We start from the raw sequence: 16,010 nt of genomic DNA, 5'->3' as shown, positions 1-16,010 counted from the left end.
AGGTAGAAGTCTGTGAAACAGAACTCCCTAAAAGGCTGGTTCAAGAGCGGCGCCCCAGGCGTCTGGATCAGCGGTGGTGCGGTGTCCATCGCGGTCATCATGACCATCGGTTTGCTGGCGGTGATCGCGGTGCGCGGGCTGGGCCATTTCTGGCCGGCGGACCTGATCCATGCCAATTACGATGTGCCGGGCCAGGCTAACCACCTGGTCATCGGTGAAGTGGTGCAGAAAGAAGAAGTGCCCCGTGCGCGCCTGAAAAGCGCCGGCCTGCCGGTGCCCGATCAGGGCCCGGAGTTCATGACCCGCGAGCTGATCAAGGTCGGCAACCGTGACTTGAACGGTAACGACTTCACGTGGATCGTCGGCGATTGGCTGACCAACCAGACCACGCCGCCAGAGCTGATGGCCATCGAGCGCCGCGAATGGGGCAATTTCTACGGCTACCTGGTCAACGTCAAACAGGACGGCAAGGTGATCGCCGAGGGCGAAGCGGCCTGGCCCGAGTTGCAAGCGCGGATCGAGCGGGTGAACAAGCTGGCAGCCCAACTCAAGAGCCTGGAAAAAACCGACATCGGCGCGATCAACGCCGGCCTCGAACGCATCCGCCTGCACGGTCGCAAACTGGAGCTGGACGGCAAGATGGACGCCGCCGCCCAGGCCGACATGGACGCCGAGCGCGCCGAACTCAACGCCCGTTATCAGGACATCGAGGCGCGCCTGGGTGACCTGCACGCACAGTTCAACCGCGACAGCCTGACCGCCCGCGATGCCAACGGCAAAGAGCTGGAAATCAGCCTGGGCAAGGTGGTGCACGCCTATCAGCCGAACGCCATGGGCACCCTGACCAAGATCGGCTTCTACTTCAGCAAGGTCTGGGAATTCCTCAGCGACGACCCGCGGGAAGCCAACACCGAAGGCGGGATCTTCCCGGCGATTTTCGGCACCGTGATGATGACCCTGATCATGGCCATGATCGTTACCCCGTTTGGTGTGCTGGCCGCGGTCTACCTGCGTGAATACGCCAAGCAGAACACCCTGACCCGGGTCATCCGCATTGCCGTGAACAACCTCGCCGGTGTCCCGGCCATCGTCTACGGCGTGTTCGGCCTCGGCTTCTTTGTCTATGTGCTTGGTGGTTCGGTTGACCGCCTGTTCTTCCCCGAAGCCCTGCCGGCGCCGACCTTCGGCACCCCGGGCCTGCTCTGGGCCTCCCTGACCCTGGCCCTGCTGGCGGTGCCAGTGGTGATCGTGGCCACTGAAGAAGGCCTGGCGCGGATCCCCCGCACCGTACGCGAGGGCTCGTTGGCCCTGGGTGCAACCAAGGCTGAAACCTTGTGGAAGATCGTGCTGCCCATGGCCAGCCCGGCGATGATGACCGGCATGATCCTCGCCGTGGCCCGCGCTGCGGGTGAAGTGGCGCCGCTGATGCTGGTGGGTGTGGTCAAGCTGGCACCGTCGTTGCCGCTGGATGGCAACTACCCGTACCTGCACCTGGACCAGAAGATCATGCACCTGGGCTTCCATATTTATGACGTCGGCTTCCAGAGCCCCAACGTCGAAGCCGCGCGGCCGCTGGTGTACGCCACGGCGCTGCTGCTGGTGCTGGTGATCGCCACGCTCAACCTGTCGGCGGTGTGGATCCGTAACCACCTGCGCGAGAAGTACAAGGCGCTGGACAGTTAACCAAAGCTTTAAGCCACAAGCGGCAAGCTCCATGCAGATTGCCGCTTTGCCCTAAATTGCGGCTTGCAGCTAAAAGCTTGCAGCTACGAACGGAGTGCGACCATGCAACACGAAACCCATTCCCACGGCATCAATATGTCGGCCCTGGGTCGCGACAAGCAGAGCCTGAGCCTGGCCCAGGAAACCGTGGCCATCGAAGTCCCCGGCCTGAGCCTGTTCTACGGCGACAAACAAGCGTTGTTCGACGTCAGCATGAACATCCCCAAGCAGCGCGTGACCGCCTTTATCGGCCCGTCCGGCTGCGGCAAGTCGACCCTGCTGCGCACCTTCAACCGCATGAACGACCTGGTGGACGGGTGCCGTGTGGAAGGCGCCATCAACCTCTATGGCAACAACATCTACCGCAAGGGCGAGGACGTGGCCGAGCTGCGCCGCCGGGTCGGCATGGTGTTCCAGAAGCCCAATCCGTTTCCCAAGACCATCTACGAAAACGTGGTCTACGGCTTGCGCATCCAGGGCATCAACAAAAAGCGCGTCCTCGACGAAGCCGTGGAGTGGGCGCTCAAGGGCGCGGCCCTGTGGGATGAGGTCAAGGACCGCCTGCACGAGTCCGCCCTGGGCCTGTCCGGCGGCCAGCAACAGCGTCTGGTGATTGCCCGGACCATCGCCGTGGAGCCGGAAGTGCTGCTGCTCGACGAACCGTGCTCGGCCCTCGATCCAATCTCGACCCTGAAAGTCGAAGAGCTGATCTACGAACTGAAATCCAAGTTCACCATTGTGATCGTGACCCACAACATGCAACAGGCCGCGCGGGTTTCCGACTACACCGCCTTCATGTACATGGGCAAACTGGTGGAGTTCGGCGACACCGACACCCTGTTCACCAACCCGGCGAAAAAGCAGACCGAAGACTACATTACAGGGCGCTACGGCTAGTGATGAGCTGCAAGCCGCAAGCATCAAGCGGCAAGTAAAAGCAGTTCAAGGCAACGACACCTATCAACTTGCAGCTTGTAGCTTGTGGCTTACAGCTTTTGCGGAGCAAAACCATGATTTCGAAGGAAGGCCTTACCCACCACATCTCCGCGCAGTTCAACGCCGAGCTTGAGGAGGTGCGCAGCCACCTCCTGGCGATGGGCGGGCTGGTGGAGAAGCAAGTCAACGACGCGGTGACTGCGCTGATCGAGGCCGATTCGGGCCTGGCTCAGCAGGTGCGCGAGATCGATGACCAGATCAACCAGATGGAACGCAACATCGACGAAGAATGCCTGCGCATCCTGGCCCGTCGACAGCCGGCCGCGTCGGACCTGCGGCTGATCATCAGCATCTCCAAGTCGGTGATCGATCTCGAGCGGATCGGCGACGAAGCGACCAAAATCGCGCGACGTGCCATCCAGTTGTGCGAAGAAGGCGAGGCGCCGCGTGGCTACGTCGAGGTCCGCCACATTGGCGACCAGGTGCGCAACATGGTTCGCGATGCGCTGGACGCCTTTGCCCGTTTCGACGCCGACCTGGCGTTGTCGGTGGCCCAGTACGACAAGATCATCGACCGCGAATACAAGACCGCGCTGCGTGAGCTGGCCACCTACATGATGGAAGACCCGCGCTCTATCTCGCGAGTCTTGAGCATCATCTGGGTCCTGCGTTCCCTGGAGCGTATCGGCGACCACGCGCGCAATATTTCCGAGCTGGTGATTTACCTGGTGCGCGGGACCGACGTGCGCCATTTGGGCCTCAAGCGCATGAAGCAGGAAGTTGAAGGCACCAGTGCCGAAACCGCTAATGTTCCGGACGAAGCTGACGATAAGTAAGATTGCCCGAGAAAAGCGCCCGGTCTTTTGGCCGGGCGTTTTTGTTTGGGTTTTTTGAATCTGACAGCAGCACCCGCGAACGAAAAGTCCCGGCGTGACTGAAAGTTTTTGGCAAAGTGCCATCAGCCAAGCGTTATGCTTGCCGGGATTTTTAAAGGGGCGGTCGATGAGTAAGGTAAGTGTGTTGGTGGTGGACGACGCTTCGTTCATTCGTGACCTGGTGAAGAAGTGCCTGCGCAACTACTTCCCGGGCATCAAGATCGAAGACGCGGTCAACGGCAAGAAGGCCCAGGCCATCCTGGCCCGCGAAGCGTTCGACCTGGTCCTGTGCGACTGGGAGATGCCGGAAATGTCCGGCCTCGAACTGCTGACCTGGTGCCGTGGGCAAGAGGCCCTGAAAAGCATGCCGTTCGTCATGGTGACCAGCCGTGGCGACAAGGAAAACGTGGTCCAGGCGATCCAGGCCGGGGTTTCCGGCTACGTCAGCAAACCCTTTACCAACGAACAGCTGCTGACCAAGGTCAAGCAGGCGCTGAACAAGGTCGGCAAGCTCGACACCTTGATGAACAGCGCGCCGACCAAGATGAACTCGGCATTCGGCAACGACTCCCTGAGCGCCCTGACCGGCGGCAAGGCTGAAGTCCTGGGTGGCGGTGCGGCATCGGCCCCAGTCAATCCCTTCGCCAAACCGGCCGTGGTTGCACCTGCCGCAGCCGCAGCGGCGCCGTCCCGTGGCCTGCTCAACAGCCCGCCGGTCAAGGCACCCACCCCGGCGGCAGCGGCCTCCGGCGGCCGTGGCCAGGGTCAGTTGCGCCTGCCCAGCGGCACCCAGCAATGCGTGATCAAGGCCTTGAGCATCAAGGAAGCGCTGTTGGTGGTGAAGCGTACCGAGACACTGCCTCAGGTGCTGGACAGCGCGGTGCTGGACCTGGAGCAGGGCGACAACGCGGAAGTGGCGCGGCTCAACGGGTACCTGCATGCGGTGGTGGCCTACGAGCCGAAGCCGGACAGCGAATGGCTGCAACTGACCTTCCGCTTTGTGGATCAGGATGCGCAGAAGCTGGATTACATTTCGCGGCTGATTGCCCGCGGGACGGCGCAGAAGCACTTCGTGCCGGGGGCTTGAGGCTGTCGGCCTGAGCGAGGATCTGGCTGGCATCCGGTAGTCACTGCCGTGGGCTCGGGGCCGCGTTCAGACGCTGGCCCTGCCAGGCGCCTTGCTACTTGCGATGCACGCCGTCGTTCCATTGGCCCGGCGCAGTCTGGAAGCAGCGGTTGCAGTCAGCCGCTGCTGCGCATAAAGATTTGATTTCCCCTCTCCTGAATTCCCCCGCCTGGTCGTTGATCGATCTCGACCGCCGCGCCTGAATGCGGCCGGAAACCTGCTGCAAACACTTTCCTGTCCCCGGCGTTTCATCCGAATGACCCTGACCTGAGGCGTCTTTCTCAAAGGTCGTGGGTAGTGCCTGAAGAGTGCTGCGCTGGGTTGCAGGCCTTGCAGTGCAAGGCTTGGAACTCGGCGACGGTGGTTCGATACCGTGCGTCTGGTTTCTGTTTTTTCAGGTTGATTTATATCTGTTTAGATATAGTTTGTGGGGTGTGTTTTTGTCTTTCTCGCTCTTGGCCATGCCTTGAAACAACCCAGGCGCGTTCTGTAGCGGGCGGGTTGTTTAATCTCTCGGCATTCAGTCACGGGAGAGGTTCGATGCCAAGGCACAAGGATGTGGTGTTTGTCGGGAGCGCGCTCAGGGATCTCAAGGCGTTTCCATTGGAGGCGCGGCGGGCCGCGGGTTATCAGCTGGATCTGTTGCAGCAGGGCGAGCAGCCCTATGACTGCCGATCGATGAAGAGCGTGGGGCCTGGGGTATTCGAGATCAGGATCAACGAGGAATCAGGCGCGTTTCGGGTGTTTTATGTGGTGGTCCGGCTGTCGGCGATTTATGTGCTGCATGCCATGCGCAAGACCACGCGCCGTACCGAAACGCGGGATATCGAGCTGGCTCGTGCCAGATTGCAGGAGATAGGTTCACACCATGAACGAACATCAACACATTCAACGCTTCGACAGTGTCTGGGATGCCCTGGAGGATTCGCCCCAGGAGACGGCCAATATGCGCCTGCGCTCCAAGGTGATGATGGAACTGAGCAAGACCATCAAGACCTGGGGGCTTTCGCAAAAGGCAGCGGCCCAACGGCTCAACATCACTCAGCCACGGCTCAACGACGTGCTCAGCGGCAAGATCAACAAATTCTCCCTCGACGCGCTGGTGAACCTGTCCGACGCCGCGCAACTGGAGGTCGATATCAGTGTCGGCGTCGCTCCCACCGGGCCGCTGATTCCGGTCTGATTCACACAAGCTCCATGTGCTGCTGTTAGTCTCGCGGCTGGATTTTTCAAGATAGTTGCCCATGCTCGTGCGCCTGCTGTTTTTTTGTGGCCTGTGGCTGTCTGCCTCCTCGGCAGTCGCCATGACCATCTACAAGTCCACCGACGCCAACGGAGTGGTTTCGTACAGCGATCGAGCGACGCCGGGTGCCCAGGTATTCGTGTTCCGGGATCGCATGGTCGAACACCTGGAGCGGCAGGTGCACCTGGATATTCAGCGGCAAAAGGGCGTCGACAGTGTGTTTGTGCGCAACGAGCTGTATGCGCCGGTCGAGGTCGAGCTGAGCTTTGGCGGCTTGAGCAATGTCAGCGCGGCACCGAAAGCACCGATTCGGCGGGTACTGCCGGCGCGCAGCAGGACGCGCCTGGCGCTGCTCACGGCGAGCCGGCTCGATCAGCCGCTGGTGTATACCCCAAGGTTCCGTTATTCCCTGGGCGACCCTTCAGGCGCGGCTCAGACCTATCGCTATCCGCTGCCATGGCGTGGAGGGCCGTTTCGCCTGACTCAGGGTGCGGATGGACAATACAGCCACTTCGGTCCGAAAAGCCGCTACGCCATGGACATCGCCATGCCCGAGGGCACGCCGATCATTGCCGCCCGTGGCGGGGTAGTGGTGAAGACCGAGAACAGCCAGACCGGGCGCGGCAACAACCCGGCCGGCAATTTTGTCCGGGTGCTGCACGATGACGGCACCATGGGCGTGTACCTGCACTTGCAGCGTGGTTCACTGAGGGTGCGTGAAGGGCAGCGGGTGGCCGTGGGCAGCCCCCTCGGGCTATCGGGCAATACCGGCAATAGCACGGGCCCGCACCTGCACTTCGTGGTGCAGCGCAACACCGGCTTGGGGCTGGTGTCGATTCCCTACCAGTTCAACCAGCCTGTCAGCAGCCTGCCCAACTTCGCCCTCGGCAAGCCCTGAGCCCGCAATTTATCAGGAGGAATTAGGTTGCGGCCATCAGAGCGTCCGCCCCGGCCGCCCCAGCGCGAGCAAGCTCGCTCGCCACAAAAGCGCACGCAGCTCATTGAGGTTCATCGCCCGGCATAAGCCCCCTGTGGCGAGGGAGCTTGCTCCCGCTCGGCCGCGCAGCGGCCGCAAACCCTGAGCCCGCGATTTATCAGGAGGAATTAGGTTGCTGCCATCGGGGCAGCTGCACCCCGGAGCCCCGGCCGCCCCAGCGCGAGCAAGCTCGCTCGCCACAAAAGCGCACGCAGCGCATCGAGGTTCATCGCCCGGCATAAGCCCCCCGTGGCGAGGGAGCTTGCTCCCGCTCGGCCGCGCAGCGGCCGCAAACCCTATGCCCGCAATCTATCGGCAGGGAAGGTTTTGCAGCCATTGGAGAGGGGCGGGGGCCAAGGGGGCTATCAGTCGAGCATCAAGACCTTGGCCAGAATGATTTTCGGGCCTTTCATCTTTTTGATGATGATGCGCAGCCCTTCGACTTCCATGACTTCCTCTTCTTCCGGAACCCGTTTCAGGGTTTCGTAGACCAGGCCGGCCAAGGTTTCAGCCTCGATGTGGTCAAGGTCGATGCCCAGCAGGCGTTCGACTTTGAACAACGGCGTATCGCCGCGCACCAGCAACTTGCCCGGCTGGTAGGCGAGGATGCCGCGTTCGGCCTTGCGGTGTTCGTCCTGGATGTCGCCGACCAGCACTTCGAGCACGTCTTCCATGGTCAGGTAGCCGATGATCTTGCCGTCGGCCTCTTCCACCAGGGCGAAGTGCGAGCCGCCTTTGCGGAACTGTTCCAGCAGATGCGACAGCGGCATGTGCCGCGATACGCGCTCCAGCGGGCGGGTCAGTTCGGCGAGGTTGAACGACTCGGGAATGTGGTCCAGGGCCGCCAATTCCAACAGCAGATCCTTGATGTGCAGCAGGCCGACGAACTCGTTGCGGTCGCTATCGTACACCGGGTAGCGGCTGAACTTGTGGCGGCGGAACAGGGCGAGGATTTCCTTGAGCGGCGCGTTGAATTCGACGCTGATCAGGTCTTCCCGGGAGTTGGCCCAGTCCACCACTTCCAGCTCGCCCATCTCCACGGCCGAGGCCAGTACGCGCATGCCTTGGTCGCTGGGGTCCTGGCCACGGCTGGAGTGCAGGATCAGTTTCAGTTCTTCGCGGCTGTAGTGGTGTTCATGGTGCGGGCCGGGCTCGCCCTGGCCGGCGATGCGCAAGATGGTGTTGGCGCTGGCGTTGAGCAGGTAGATGGCCGGGTACATGGCCCAGTAGAACAGGTACAGCGGCACCGCCGTCCACAGCGACAGCAGCTCGGGTTTGCGAATGGCCCAGGATTTGGGCGCCAGCTCGCCGACCACGATGTGCAGGTAGGAAATCACGAAGAAGGCGGCAAAGAACGACACGCCCTTGATGATCTCCGGCGACTCGACGCCGATGGCGCCCAGCAGTGGTTCCAGAATGTGTGCGAAGGCCGGTTCACCGACCCAGCCCAGGCCCAGGGAGGCCAGGGTGATACCCAGTTGGCAGGCCGACAGATAGGCGTCGAGCTGGCTGTGTACGGTGCGCAGGATCTGTCCGCGCCAACCGTTCTTGTGGGCGATGGCCTCGACCCGGGTGGAGCGCAATTTGACCATGGCGAACTCGGCGGCAACGAAGAAGCCGTTGAGCAGAACCAGGATCAGAGCAAAAAGAATCATGCCGAAGTCGGCGAAGAGTGTCGCGAGGGTAAAACCAGGGGATGGGTCCATGATGGAGTTTTGCGGGTTCCGTGTAGGCGAAAAAAGAAGGAAATGCGGTGCCTGAAAGGCAGGCACAAGTGCGCCAATGTAGCGGCTGACAGGACGATTGCCTAGTGGCGAGTCGCTGTCAGCGCTGGCCGGTCAGGGCGTGGGGGCGGTTTTCTTGACCTGGGTGGGGGCGAAATGGCAGGTGAACGTGCTGCCGTGACCCAGCACGCTGCTGATCTCCAGGCGCGCGCGGTGGCGCAGCAGCACGTGCTTGACGATGGCCAGGCCCAGGCCGGTGCCGCCGGTATTGGAGTTGCGGCTGGAGTCCACGCGGTAGAAGCGCTCGGTCAGGCGCGGCAGGTGTTTGCTGTCGATGCCGATGCCCGAATCCTGCACGCTCAGGTGCGCGCCTTGCTCATCACCCCACCAGCGAATGCGGATATTGCCTTCGGCCGGGGTGTATTTCACCGCGTTGAACACCAGGTTGGAGAACGCGCTGCGCAGTTCCGCCTCGCTGCCCTTGAGCTGGATCCTGGCATCCGCTTCCAGGCTGATGCGCTGGTTGCGCTCGCCGGACAGGGCCTGGGCGTCGCTCTTGATCGATTGCAGCAAGGTATCGATCGCCACCGGCTGGTTGTCCGAGGGGTAGTCGGTGGCTTCCAGCTTGGCCAGCAACAGCAGGTCGTTGAGCAGGGTCTGCATGCGCCCGCCTTGCTGCTGCATCTGCTGCAGGGCACGGCTCCAGCGCGGGTTCACTTCTTCGACGTTGTCGAGCAGGGTTTCCAGGTAGCCGCAGATCACCGTCAACGGCGTGCGCAGCTCATGGGAGACGTTGGCGATGAAGTCTTTGCGCATCTGCTCCAGCTGATGAATGCGGGTGACATCGCGCACCAGCATCAGGTGCTCGTTGTTGCCGTAGCGGGTGATGTAGAGCTGGATACGCAGGCGGTCGTTGATCGGCGAGGGGATTTCCAGCGGCTCGGCGTAGTTGTCCTGCTCGAAGTACTCCTTGAAGCGCGGGTGGCGCACCAGGTTGGTCACCGGCTGGCCGCTGTCTTGCGGGGTCTTGAGGCCCAGCAGGGTTTCTGCGGCGCGGTTCCACCATTCCAGGTTGCCGTCGCTGTCGAGCATGATCACCGCGTCCTTCAGGGCGGCGGTGGACTCCTGGACCCGGTCGATCACCGCTTGCAGGCGCCCGCGCACCCGTTGGTCGCGGCGTTGCAGGTGATAGATGCTGTCGAACACTTCACCCCACAGGCCGTAGCCATCGGGCGGTGCCTGGTCAGGCTGGTGCAGGCGCAGCCATTCGTGCAGGCGCAGCAGTTGCTTGAGGGTCCAGGCCAGGTAGATCGCCAGGCCGATGGCCATGCTCCAGCCGTAATAACCGCTGATCAGGCCGACCAGCAGGCAGCCGGTGATCAGAAGCAGCATGTGGCGAATCAGGGTGCCATGCCAGTTTTGGTTCACGTAGGGGACAGCTCCAAGTTGCAAGCTACAAGTTCAGAAGCGGTCAACTTGCCGCTTGCAGCTCATAGCTTGGCGCTGATGTCATGCCTTGGTTGAAAAGCGATAGCCGGTGCCGCGCACGGTTTGTACCAGGTTCTCGTAGGCTTCACCCAGCGCTTTGCGCAGGCGTCGAATGTGCACGTCGACGGTGCGTTCTTCAACATAGACATTGCCACCCCAGACCTGGTCCAGCAGCTGGCCACGGGTGTAGGCGCGTTCCTGGTGGGTCATGAAAAATTGCAGCAGGCGGTATTCGGTCGGGCCCATTTCGGCGGGGGTGCCGTCGATGGTCACGCGGTGGCTGATCGGGTCGAGCCGCAGGCCGCCGACTTCAATCGGCGCTTCACCATCGGTCGGGCCCGCGCGGCGCAGCACGGCCTTGAGGCGCGCCACCAGCTCGCGAGGTGAAAATGGCTTGGTGATGTAGTCGTCGGCGCCGACTTCCAGGCCCTGGATCTTGTTGTCCTCTTCGCCCTTGGCGGTGAGCATGATGATCGGGATATCCCCGGTCAGCTCGTCGCGCTTGAGGCGCCGCGCCAGTTCGATGCCCGAAGTGCCGGGCAGCATCCAGTCGAGCAGGATCAGGTCGGGCTTGCGGTCGACGATAATGGCGTGGGCCTGCTGGGAGTTTTCAGCCTCCAGGCAGTCATAGCCGGCCATTTCCAACGCAACGGCGATCATTTCGCGAATAGGCGCTTCGTCGTCAACGATCAGAATGCTTCTGCCAACCATGCTTGAACCTCTTGTCATTTAACTGTCTTGCGCCGCATTAGATAACGGAATTATTGCAGTCGTGTGACAGTATTTCAGGCCGACGGCGGCCCGCGCATTCATGAACTAAGCTTTGAGTCCGAATCCTGACAACCACAAGAGAAGGTTTCCATGACTCAACTGACGCAATCCTGGAAGGCCCTGCTGGTCGCTGCTGCCCTGGCGCTGCCGACACTGGCTTTCGCCGCCGACCCCGCCATGAGCAAAGACGGGATGATGGTCGACCACAAAGGCATGACCCTCTACACCTTTGCCAAGGACGCGGGTGGCAAGTCCATGTGCAACGACAAATGCGCCGGCAACTGGCCGCCGTTGATGGCCGAAGGCAGCGACAAGGCCATGGGCAAGTGGACCACGGTCAAGCGCGATGACGGCACCATGCAGTGGGCCTACGATGGCAAGCCGCTGTACACCTTCGTCATGGACAAAAAGGCCGGCGACATGACCGGCGAAGGCAAAATGGACGGCGCCTGGAAGGTGGCCAAACCTTAACCCCCTCTGTGCCCATGCCGGCCCGCGCATCCTCGCAGGCTCGGCAGCGGCTACAGGTGTAGCCGCTGCGGCACGCTGCGCGGGCCCAGCGGCACCGTATTCTTCCAGGTGTACTCCCGCTCGTGTCAGCGCAAACCGTAATCGGCAACGATCCCCAGGAAAATCGCCAACCCCGCCCAATGGTTATGCAGGAAGGCCCGGAAGCATTTCATCCGGTCCTTGTCGCGGGTGTACCAGAACTCCCAGACAAAGCACCCGGCCGCCACCAGCAGCCCGAGGTGGAACCAGCCCCCCAGATCGAACCGCGCGCCCGCCAGCAGCAGGCAGCCCAGGGCCAGGCCCTGCAGGCTGAGGATGATCACCCGGTCCGCTTCGCCAAACAGGATGGCGGTGGATTTCACCCCGATCCGCAGGTCGTCGTCGCGGTCGGTCATGGCGTAATAAGTGTCGTAGCCCACGGTCCACAGCAGGTTGGCGATATACAGCAGCCAGGCGCTGGCCGGCAGCTCGCCAGTCTCGGCGGTGAAGGCCATGGGAATGCCCCAGGAAAACGCCGCGCCCAGCACCACCTGCGGGTAGTAGGTGTAACGCTTCATGAACGGGTAGCTGGCTGCCAGCGCCAATCCGCCCAGGGACAGCCAGATGGTGGTGGCGTTGGTGCACAGCACCAGCAGGAAGCTGATAAACATCAGCACCGCGAAGAACACCAGAGCCTCTTTTGAGCTGATCTTGCCGCTGACCAGCGGCCGTTGCTCGGTGCGTTTGACGTGGCCGTCGACCTTGCGGTCGGCCCAGTCATTGATCACGCAGCCACCCGCCCGGGTCAGGGTCACACCGAGTACGAAAATCACGATATTGGCCAGGGATGGCGCGCCCTTGCCGGCAATCCACAGGGCCCAGAGGGTGGGCCAGAGCAGCAGGTAGATGCCGATCGGCTTGTCCATGCGGGTCAGTTGAATAAAGTCCCAGGCCCGCGGGTTGAGGCGATTCAGGGATTTGAGCAGGCTCTGGTACATCAGCAGTTCTCCGGGTGGGCGCGTACCGCGTCCCACAGGGTCGGCAAAAAGATTTCCGCTACCAGCACACTCAGCGTGCCGCGGTCGAAGCGCGAGCGGCGGCCCCAGAGCGCGTCGGCCTGGACCTCGGCGGGCAGCCATTGGCGCGGGTAATGGCAGACCTCAATGGCGCGGCGCTGGAATGCCTGGTCGCAGAACAGCAATTCACCCAGGGAACGGCTGCCCAGTTCGTCGATATTCAGCCCGCCATTCTCCAGGGCCGTGCGTGCGGCAACGCTGCGGGCGAATACCCAGGCCTCGCCATGGCCGCGCAGGTACACCTCGCGCACCCAGCCCTGGCTGTCTGCGGGCAGGTCCAGGGCTGCACACTCGTCGGCGCGCAGGGGCTGCCAGCCTTCCACCAGCGGGGTCACGCTGAAGCCGTGGTCCGACAGCCGGGTCAGGCGCCGGGTCAGCGACCCTTGATCGAACAGCCAATCGACAATCTGCGCATCGGGGAGGGGCGACAACTGGCTGTGTGGCAGCCAGGCCGGGGTCGGAACGGGGGGATTAGAGTGCGGCACAGTGAGTCATTATTGGCAGCAAATGAGGCGCCGAGCTTAACATGTCGTCCGCGAACTTTGATTGATCGGGGTGGCTTGGCGCTGCGAACATGCTTGCATCTGCGCTGAGCGATCAGTACAAAACGCCCTGAGCCGGACGGCAATCAGAGTCGATCCATCGACCGCCGCGCCGGCAACGCCTGAGAACCTGAGGAAATGCGTACATGAAAAAGTGGCAATGTGTGGTCTGCGGCCTGATCTATAACGAAGCCGATGGCTGGCCGGACGACGGTATCTTGCCCGGTACCCGCTGGGAAGATGTGCCGCAGGACTGGCTGTGCCCGGACTGTGGCGTGGGCAAAATGGATTTCGAGATGATCGAAATCGGTTAATGGCGATTTTTTGATCAATTGCATAACAAGGAGAAAGGGATGAGCGCACCTGTCGTGATCGTTGGCACCGGGCTTGCGGGTTACAACCTGGCCCGGGAGTTTCGCAAACTCGACGGCGAAACACCGCTGTTGCTGATTACGGCGGATGACGGTCGCTCCTACTCCAAGCCGATGCTGTCCACCGGCTTCGGCAAAAACAAGGACGCCGACGGCCTGAGCATGGCCGAGCCGGGCGCCATGGCCGAGCAGCTCAAGGCCGAGGTGCGCACCCATACGCGCATCAGCGGCATCGACCCGGGCCACAAGCGCCTGTGGATCGGTGAGGAAGCGGTGGCGTATCGCGACCTGATCCTGGCCTGCGGCGCACAAACCGTGCGCGTGCCGGTGGAAGGCGACGCGTCCGAGCTGATCTTCCCGATCAACGACCTGGAAGACTACGCACGCTTCCGGGCTGCCGCCGCCGGCAAGCGCCGGGTGCTGCTGCTGGGGGCCGGGCTGATCGGCTGTGAATTCGCCAATGACCTCATCCTCGGCGGCTATGAAGTCGAGTTGGTGGCGCCGTGCGAGCAAGTGATGCCGACCCTGTTGCACCCGGCCGCCGCTGCAGCGGTGCAGGCCGGGCTTGAAAGCCTGGGCGCTCGCTTCCACCTGGGGCCGGTGCTCAACCGCCTGCAGCGCAGCGAGGACGGCCTGCAAGCGCACCTCTCCGACGGCCAGGTGATCGCCTGCGACCTGGTGGTCTCGGCCATCGGCCTGCGTCCGCGCACCGATCTGGCTGCGGCTGCCGGGCTGGTGGTCGGCCGCGGCATTGCCGTCGATCGGCAGCTGAAAACCTCCCACGCCAATATCTACGCCCTGGGCGACTGCGCTGAGGTCGATGGCCTCAACCTGCTGTACGTGATGCCGCTGATGAGCTGCGCCCGCGCCCTGGCCCAGACCCTGGCCGGCAACCCGACGACCGTCGGCTACGGGCCGATGCCGATCACCGTGAAAACCCCGGTCTGCCCGCTGGTGGTCTCGCCGCCACCTCGCGGCCGCGAAGGGGTGTGGAGCGCTGAAGGGCAGGGCGCCGACATCAAGGTGCTGTGCCGCGATGCCAGCGGCCAGTTGCTGGGCTACGCCCTGACCGGCACCGCGGTGATGGAGAAACTGGCCCTGAACAAAGAGCTTCCGCCGTTGCTGGCATAAATAGCGGTCGTTCTGTCGGAATAACCCCGATTTTGCCCCTACAAAGGTCGTGGGGAGACTGGCGCCACTCTCAAGTGCGTGCCATCCTCACACCCGTCTGCCGCAGAGTAGAGCCTGCGGCGCCTTGGGCGCTGTTCCGGAAGAACAGCACGGACATAACAACAAAAAACCGTCAAAGAGGCTTCACTATGCGTAAACCAGAACTCGCCGCCGCCATCGCTGAAAAAGCGGATCTGACCAAAGAGCAGGCCAACCGCGTACTCAACGCCGTTCTCGAAGAAATCACCGGTGCCCTGCATCGCAAAGACAGCGTGACCCTGGTTGGTTTTGGCACCTTCCTGCAGCGCCACCGTGGCGCCCGTACCGGCAAGAACCCGCAAACCGGCGAGCCGGTAAAAATCAAGGCCAGCAACACCGTTGCCTTCAAGCCAGGCAAGTCCCTCAAGGACAGCGTCAACCCTTAAGCACTGCACGCCCCGAAGCGGGGAGAGCAGCACAAAAAATGAGCACGCCGAACCGTTCGGGTGCTCATTTTTTTATGCCTGCGTATTTGCCGATGGCGTCACTGAAAGCGTCTTGCGCATGGCTTTGGGCATGGCTAGCATGCGCACTGCTTTACTTGCGAACAAAGGCCAAGGATGACCCGCTCGACACCTTTCCCGCTCCCGATCCCCCCACAAGTACCCTCAGCGGCCATGGGCCGTGCCTGGCGGATGGTGTGCGGGTGCGTCCTCGGGTTGAGCATGAACTCGGCCTTCGCCGTGGCCGAGCCAGGGTCGGCGCTGACGCAAGTGGGCTATCGCGAAGCCCTGAAGTGGTTCAACAGCCAGAAGTACGACAGCCCGGGCATCTGGCTGTGCGGTTATTCGCTGGCACGCCCCGACTACAGCGTTGCCCCCAAGGCCCCACGGCTGCTGGTAGAGATCGACGAACACTTCCTCTACCTCAAGACCGGCGGCCAACTGGTGGAATTGACCAGTGGCGCCCAGAGCAACAACCGGGTCGAGTACCAGAACGCCTCGGCAGACATGCGTGTGACCCTGAACATCCTCAAGCGCAACAACTTCAGCGAGTACCAGGAGTCCCACGACCGTCAGGTCGAGGCCCGCATCGAAATCGCCGGACAAGTCGAAACTCTCAAGCTCAAGGGGCAATCATGCGGAACCTGAATCTGGCCATCCTCGCCCTGCTGGGCAGCCTGGGGGCGATGCCGGCCCTGGCCGATGAGGCAACAGGCGTCGCCAGCTGCTACGGCTACCTCACCGAGATGGTCAGGAGCAGCAACTACCCCTACCGCGACTTCACCACCCCGGACAAACTCAAGCTGCTGATCGACACCGACAAGGGCGACGAACTGTCGCTCCAGTTGTTTTACGACACGTCCGGCAGCGGCATCATCGGCTGGGTCAAATACCAGGTGGAACAGCAGAAGCTGTGGAACATCACCATCGACCCCGAAGAGCCCGAGGCCCTCACGTTCGACAAGCAATGGGCCATCCGCTACGCGGCGTGCATTCAGAGCTAGGCCCATACACCGGCC

General features: G+C 62.3%; 17 protein-coding genes and 1 pseudogene. 13 read left to right on the top strand and 5 right to left on the bottom strand.

The features are described from left to right. Positions 1-12: 12 nt before the first annotated feature. The 7 genes and pseudogenes from pstA to JFU57_RS06890 all read left to right on the top strand — a co-directional run bounded on the left by pstA (position 13) and on the right by JFU57_RS06890 (position 6,800). A complete protein-coding gene (gene pstA / locus JFU57_RS06920; RefSeq protein ID WP_078470415.1) occupies positions 13-1,683 on the top strand; it encodes a phosphate ABC transporter permease PstA in 1,671 nt (556 codons plus the stop codon). A 102-nt stretch (positions 1,684-1,785) separates the two neighbouring features. Continuing rightward, the gene (pstB, locus tag JFU57_RS06915) at positions 1,786-2,619 is read left to right on the top strand and encodes a phosphate ABC transporter ATP-binding protein PstB (protein ID WP_020298270.1); all 834 of its coding nucleotides are present in this window, start codon (positions 1,786-1,788) and stop codon (positions 2,617-2,619) included. A gap of 113 nt (positions 2,620-2,732) precedes the next feature. Continuing rightward, positions 2,733-3,494 carry a phosphate signaling complex protein PhoU gene (gene phoU / locus JFU57_RS06910; protein WP_020298271.1) on the top strand — a complete coding sequence of 254 codons (762 nt, stop codon included), beginning with the start codon at positions 2,733-2,735 and terminating at the stop codon, positions 3,492-3,494. A gap of 166 nt (positions 3,495-3,660) precedes the next feature. Beyond that, on the top strand, positions 3,661-4,620 hold the full coding sequence (locus tag JFU57_RS06905) for a response regulator (RefSeq protein ID WP_078470416.1): 960 nt from the start codon (positions 3,661-3,663) through the stop codon (positions 4,618-4,620). A 579-nt stretch (positions 4,621-5,199) separates the two neighbouring features. Further along, positions 5,200-5,520, top strand: a pseudogene (locus JFU57_RS06900) (type II toxin-antitoxin system RelE/ParE family toxin); the annotation flags it as partial. A gap of 7 nt (positions 5,521-5,527) precedes the next feature. Next, entirely contained in the window at positions 5,528-5,842 is a 315-nt protein-coding gene (locus JFU57_RS06895; protein ID WP_201128615.1) for a helix-turn-helix domain-containing protein, read from the top strand. Between the two features lie 61 nt (positions 5,843-5,903). Continuing rightward, positions 5,904-6,800 (top strand): peptidoglycan DD-metalloendopeptidase family protein, encoded by an 897-nt coding sequence (locus JFU57_RS06890; RefSeq protein ID WP_078470417.1) that lies wholly within the window; start codon positions 5,904-5,906, stop codon positions 6,798-6,800. 443 nt (positions 6,801-7,243) lie between these two features. Here JFU57_RS06890 and JFU57_RS06885 read toward each other — a convergent pair whose 3' ends face one another. The 3 genes from JFU57_RS06885 to phoB all read right to left on the bottom strand — a co-directional run bounded on the left by JFU57_RS06885 (position 7,244) and on the right by phoB (position 10,801). Then, positions 7,244-8,584, bottom strand: a complete 1,341-nt coding sequence (locus JFU57_RS06885; RefSeq protein ID WP_020298275.1) for a hemolysin family protein — start codon at positions 8,582-8,584, stop codon at positions 7,244-7,246. Positions 8,585-8,716: 132 nt separating this feature from the next. Further along, positions 8,717-9,994 carry a phosphate regulon sensor histidine kinase PhoR gene (gene phoR / locus JFU57_RS06880; protein WP_207202322.1) on the bottom strand — a complete coding sequence of 426 codons (1,278 nt, stop codon included), beginning with the start codon at positions 9,992-9,994 and terminating at the stop codon, positions 8,717-8,719. 117 nt (positions 9,995-10,111) lie between these two features. Then, positions 10,112-10,801 carry a phosphate regulon transcriptional regulator PhoB gene (phoB, locus tag JFU57_RS06875; protein ID WP_020298277.1) on the bottom strand — a complete coding sequence of 230 codons (690 nt, stop codon included), beginning with the start codon at positions 10,799-10,801 and terminating at the stop codon, positions 10,112-10,114. Between the two features lie 150 nt (positions 10,802-10,951). On the opposite strand from phoB, the gene JFU57_RS06870 reads away from it, so the two are divergent. Next, entirely contained in the window at positions 10,952-11,332 is a 381-nt protein-coding gene (locus JFU57_RS06870; RefSeq protein WP_020298278.1) for a COG4315 family predicted lipoprotein, read from the top strand. Between the two features lie 125 nt (positions 11,333-11,457). Here JFU57_RS06870 and ubiA read toward each other — a convergent pair whose 3' ends face one another. Together ubiA and JFU57_RS06860 are read right to left on the bottom strand one after the other, a co-directional pair. After that, a complete protein-coding gene (ubiA, locus tag JFU57_RS06865) occupies positions 11,458-12,348 on the bottom strand; it encodes a 4-hydroxybenzoate octaprenyltransferase (protein ID WP_078470419.1) in 891 nt (296 codons plus the stop codon). Further along, positions 12,348-12,911, bottom strand: coding sequence for a chorismate lyase (locus JFU57_RS06860; RefSeq protein ID WP_201128611.1), 564 nt, complete (start codon positions 12,909-12,911; stop codon positions 12,348-12,350). The genes ubiA and JFU57_RS06860 overlap by 1 nt, the downstream gene beginning before the upstream one ends. A gap of 203 nt (positions 12,912-13,114) precedes the next feature. On the opposite strand from JFU57_RS06860, the gene JFU57_RS06855 reads away from it, so the two are divergent. From JFU57_RS06855 to JFU57_RS06835, 5 genes are all read left to right on the top strand, one after another. Further along, entirely contained in the window at positions 13,115-13,282 is a 168-nt protein-coding gene (locus JFU57_RS06855; protein WP_020298281.1) for a rubredoxin, read from the top strand. Between the two features lie 39 nt (positions 13,283-13,321). Continuing rightward, positions 13,322-14,470 (top strand): NAD(P)/FAD-dependent oxidoreductase, encoded by a 1,149-nt coding sequence (locus JFU57_RS06850; RefSeq protein ID WP_078470420.1) that lies wholly within the window; start codon positions 13,322-13,324, stop codon positions 14,468-14,470. A gap of 188 nt (positions 14,471-14,658) precedes the next feature. Next, entirely contained in the window at positions 14,659-14,934 is a 276-nt protein-coding gene (locus JFU57_RS06845) for an HU family DNA-binding protein (RefSeq protein ID WP_003213368.1), read from the top strand. 279 nt (positions 14,935-15,213) lie between these two features. Next, positions 15,214-15,639 carry a hypothetical protein gene (locus JFU57_RS06840; protein WP_238596142.1) on the top strand — a complete coding sequence of 142 codons (426 nt, stop codon included), beginning with the start codon at positions 15,214-15,216 and terminating at the stop codon, positions 15,637-15,639. Then, a complete protein-coding gene (locus JFU57_RS06835; RefSeq protein ID WP_201128609.1) occupies positions 15,627-15,995 on the top strand; it encodes a hypothetical protein in 369 nt (122 codons plus the stop codon). Before JFU57_RS06840 ends, JFU57_RS06835 begins: the two co-directional genes overlap by 13 nt. Positions 15,996-16,010 lie beyond the last annotated feature (15 nt).

Source organism: Pseudomonas sp. TH07 (assembly GCF_016651285.1).
Lineage (GTDB): Bacteria > Pseudomonadota > Gammaproteobacteria > Pseudomonadales > Pseudomonadaceae > Aquipseudomonas.
Note: the sequence above shows the minus strand (reverse complement) of the source record. Positions and strands in the feature narration are given on the sequence as shown.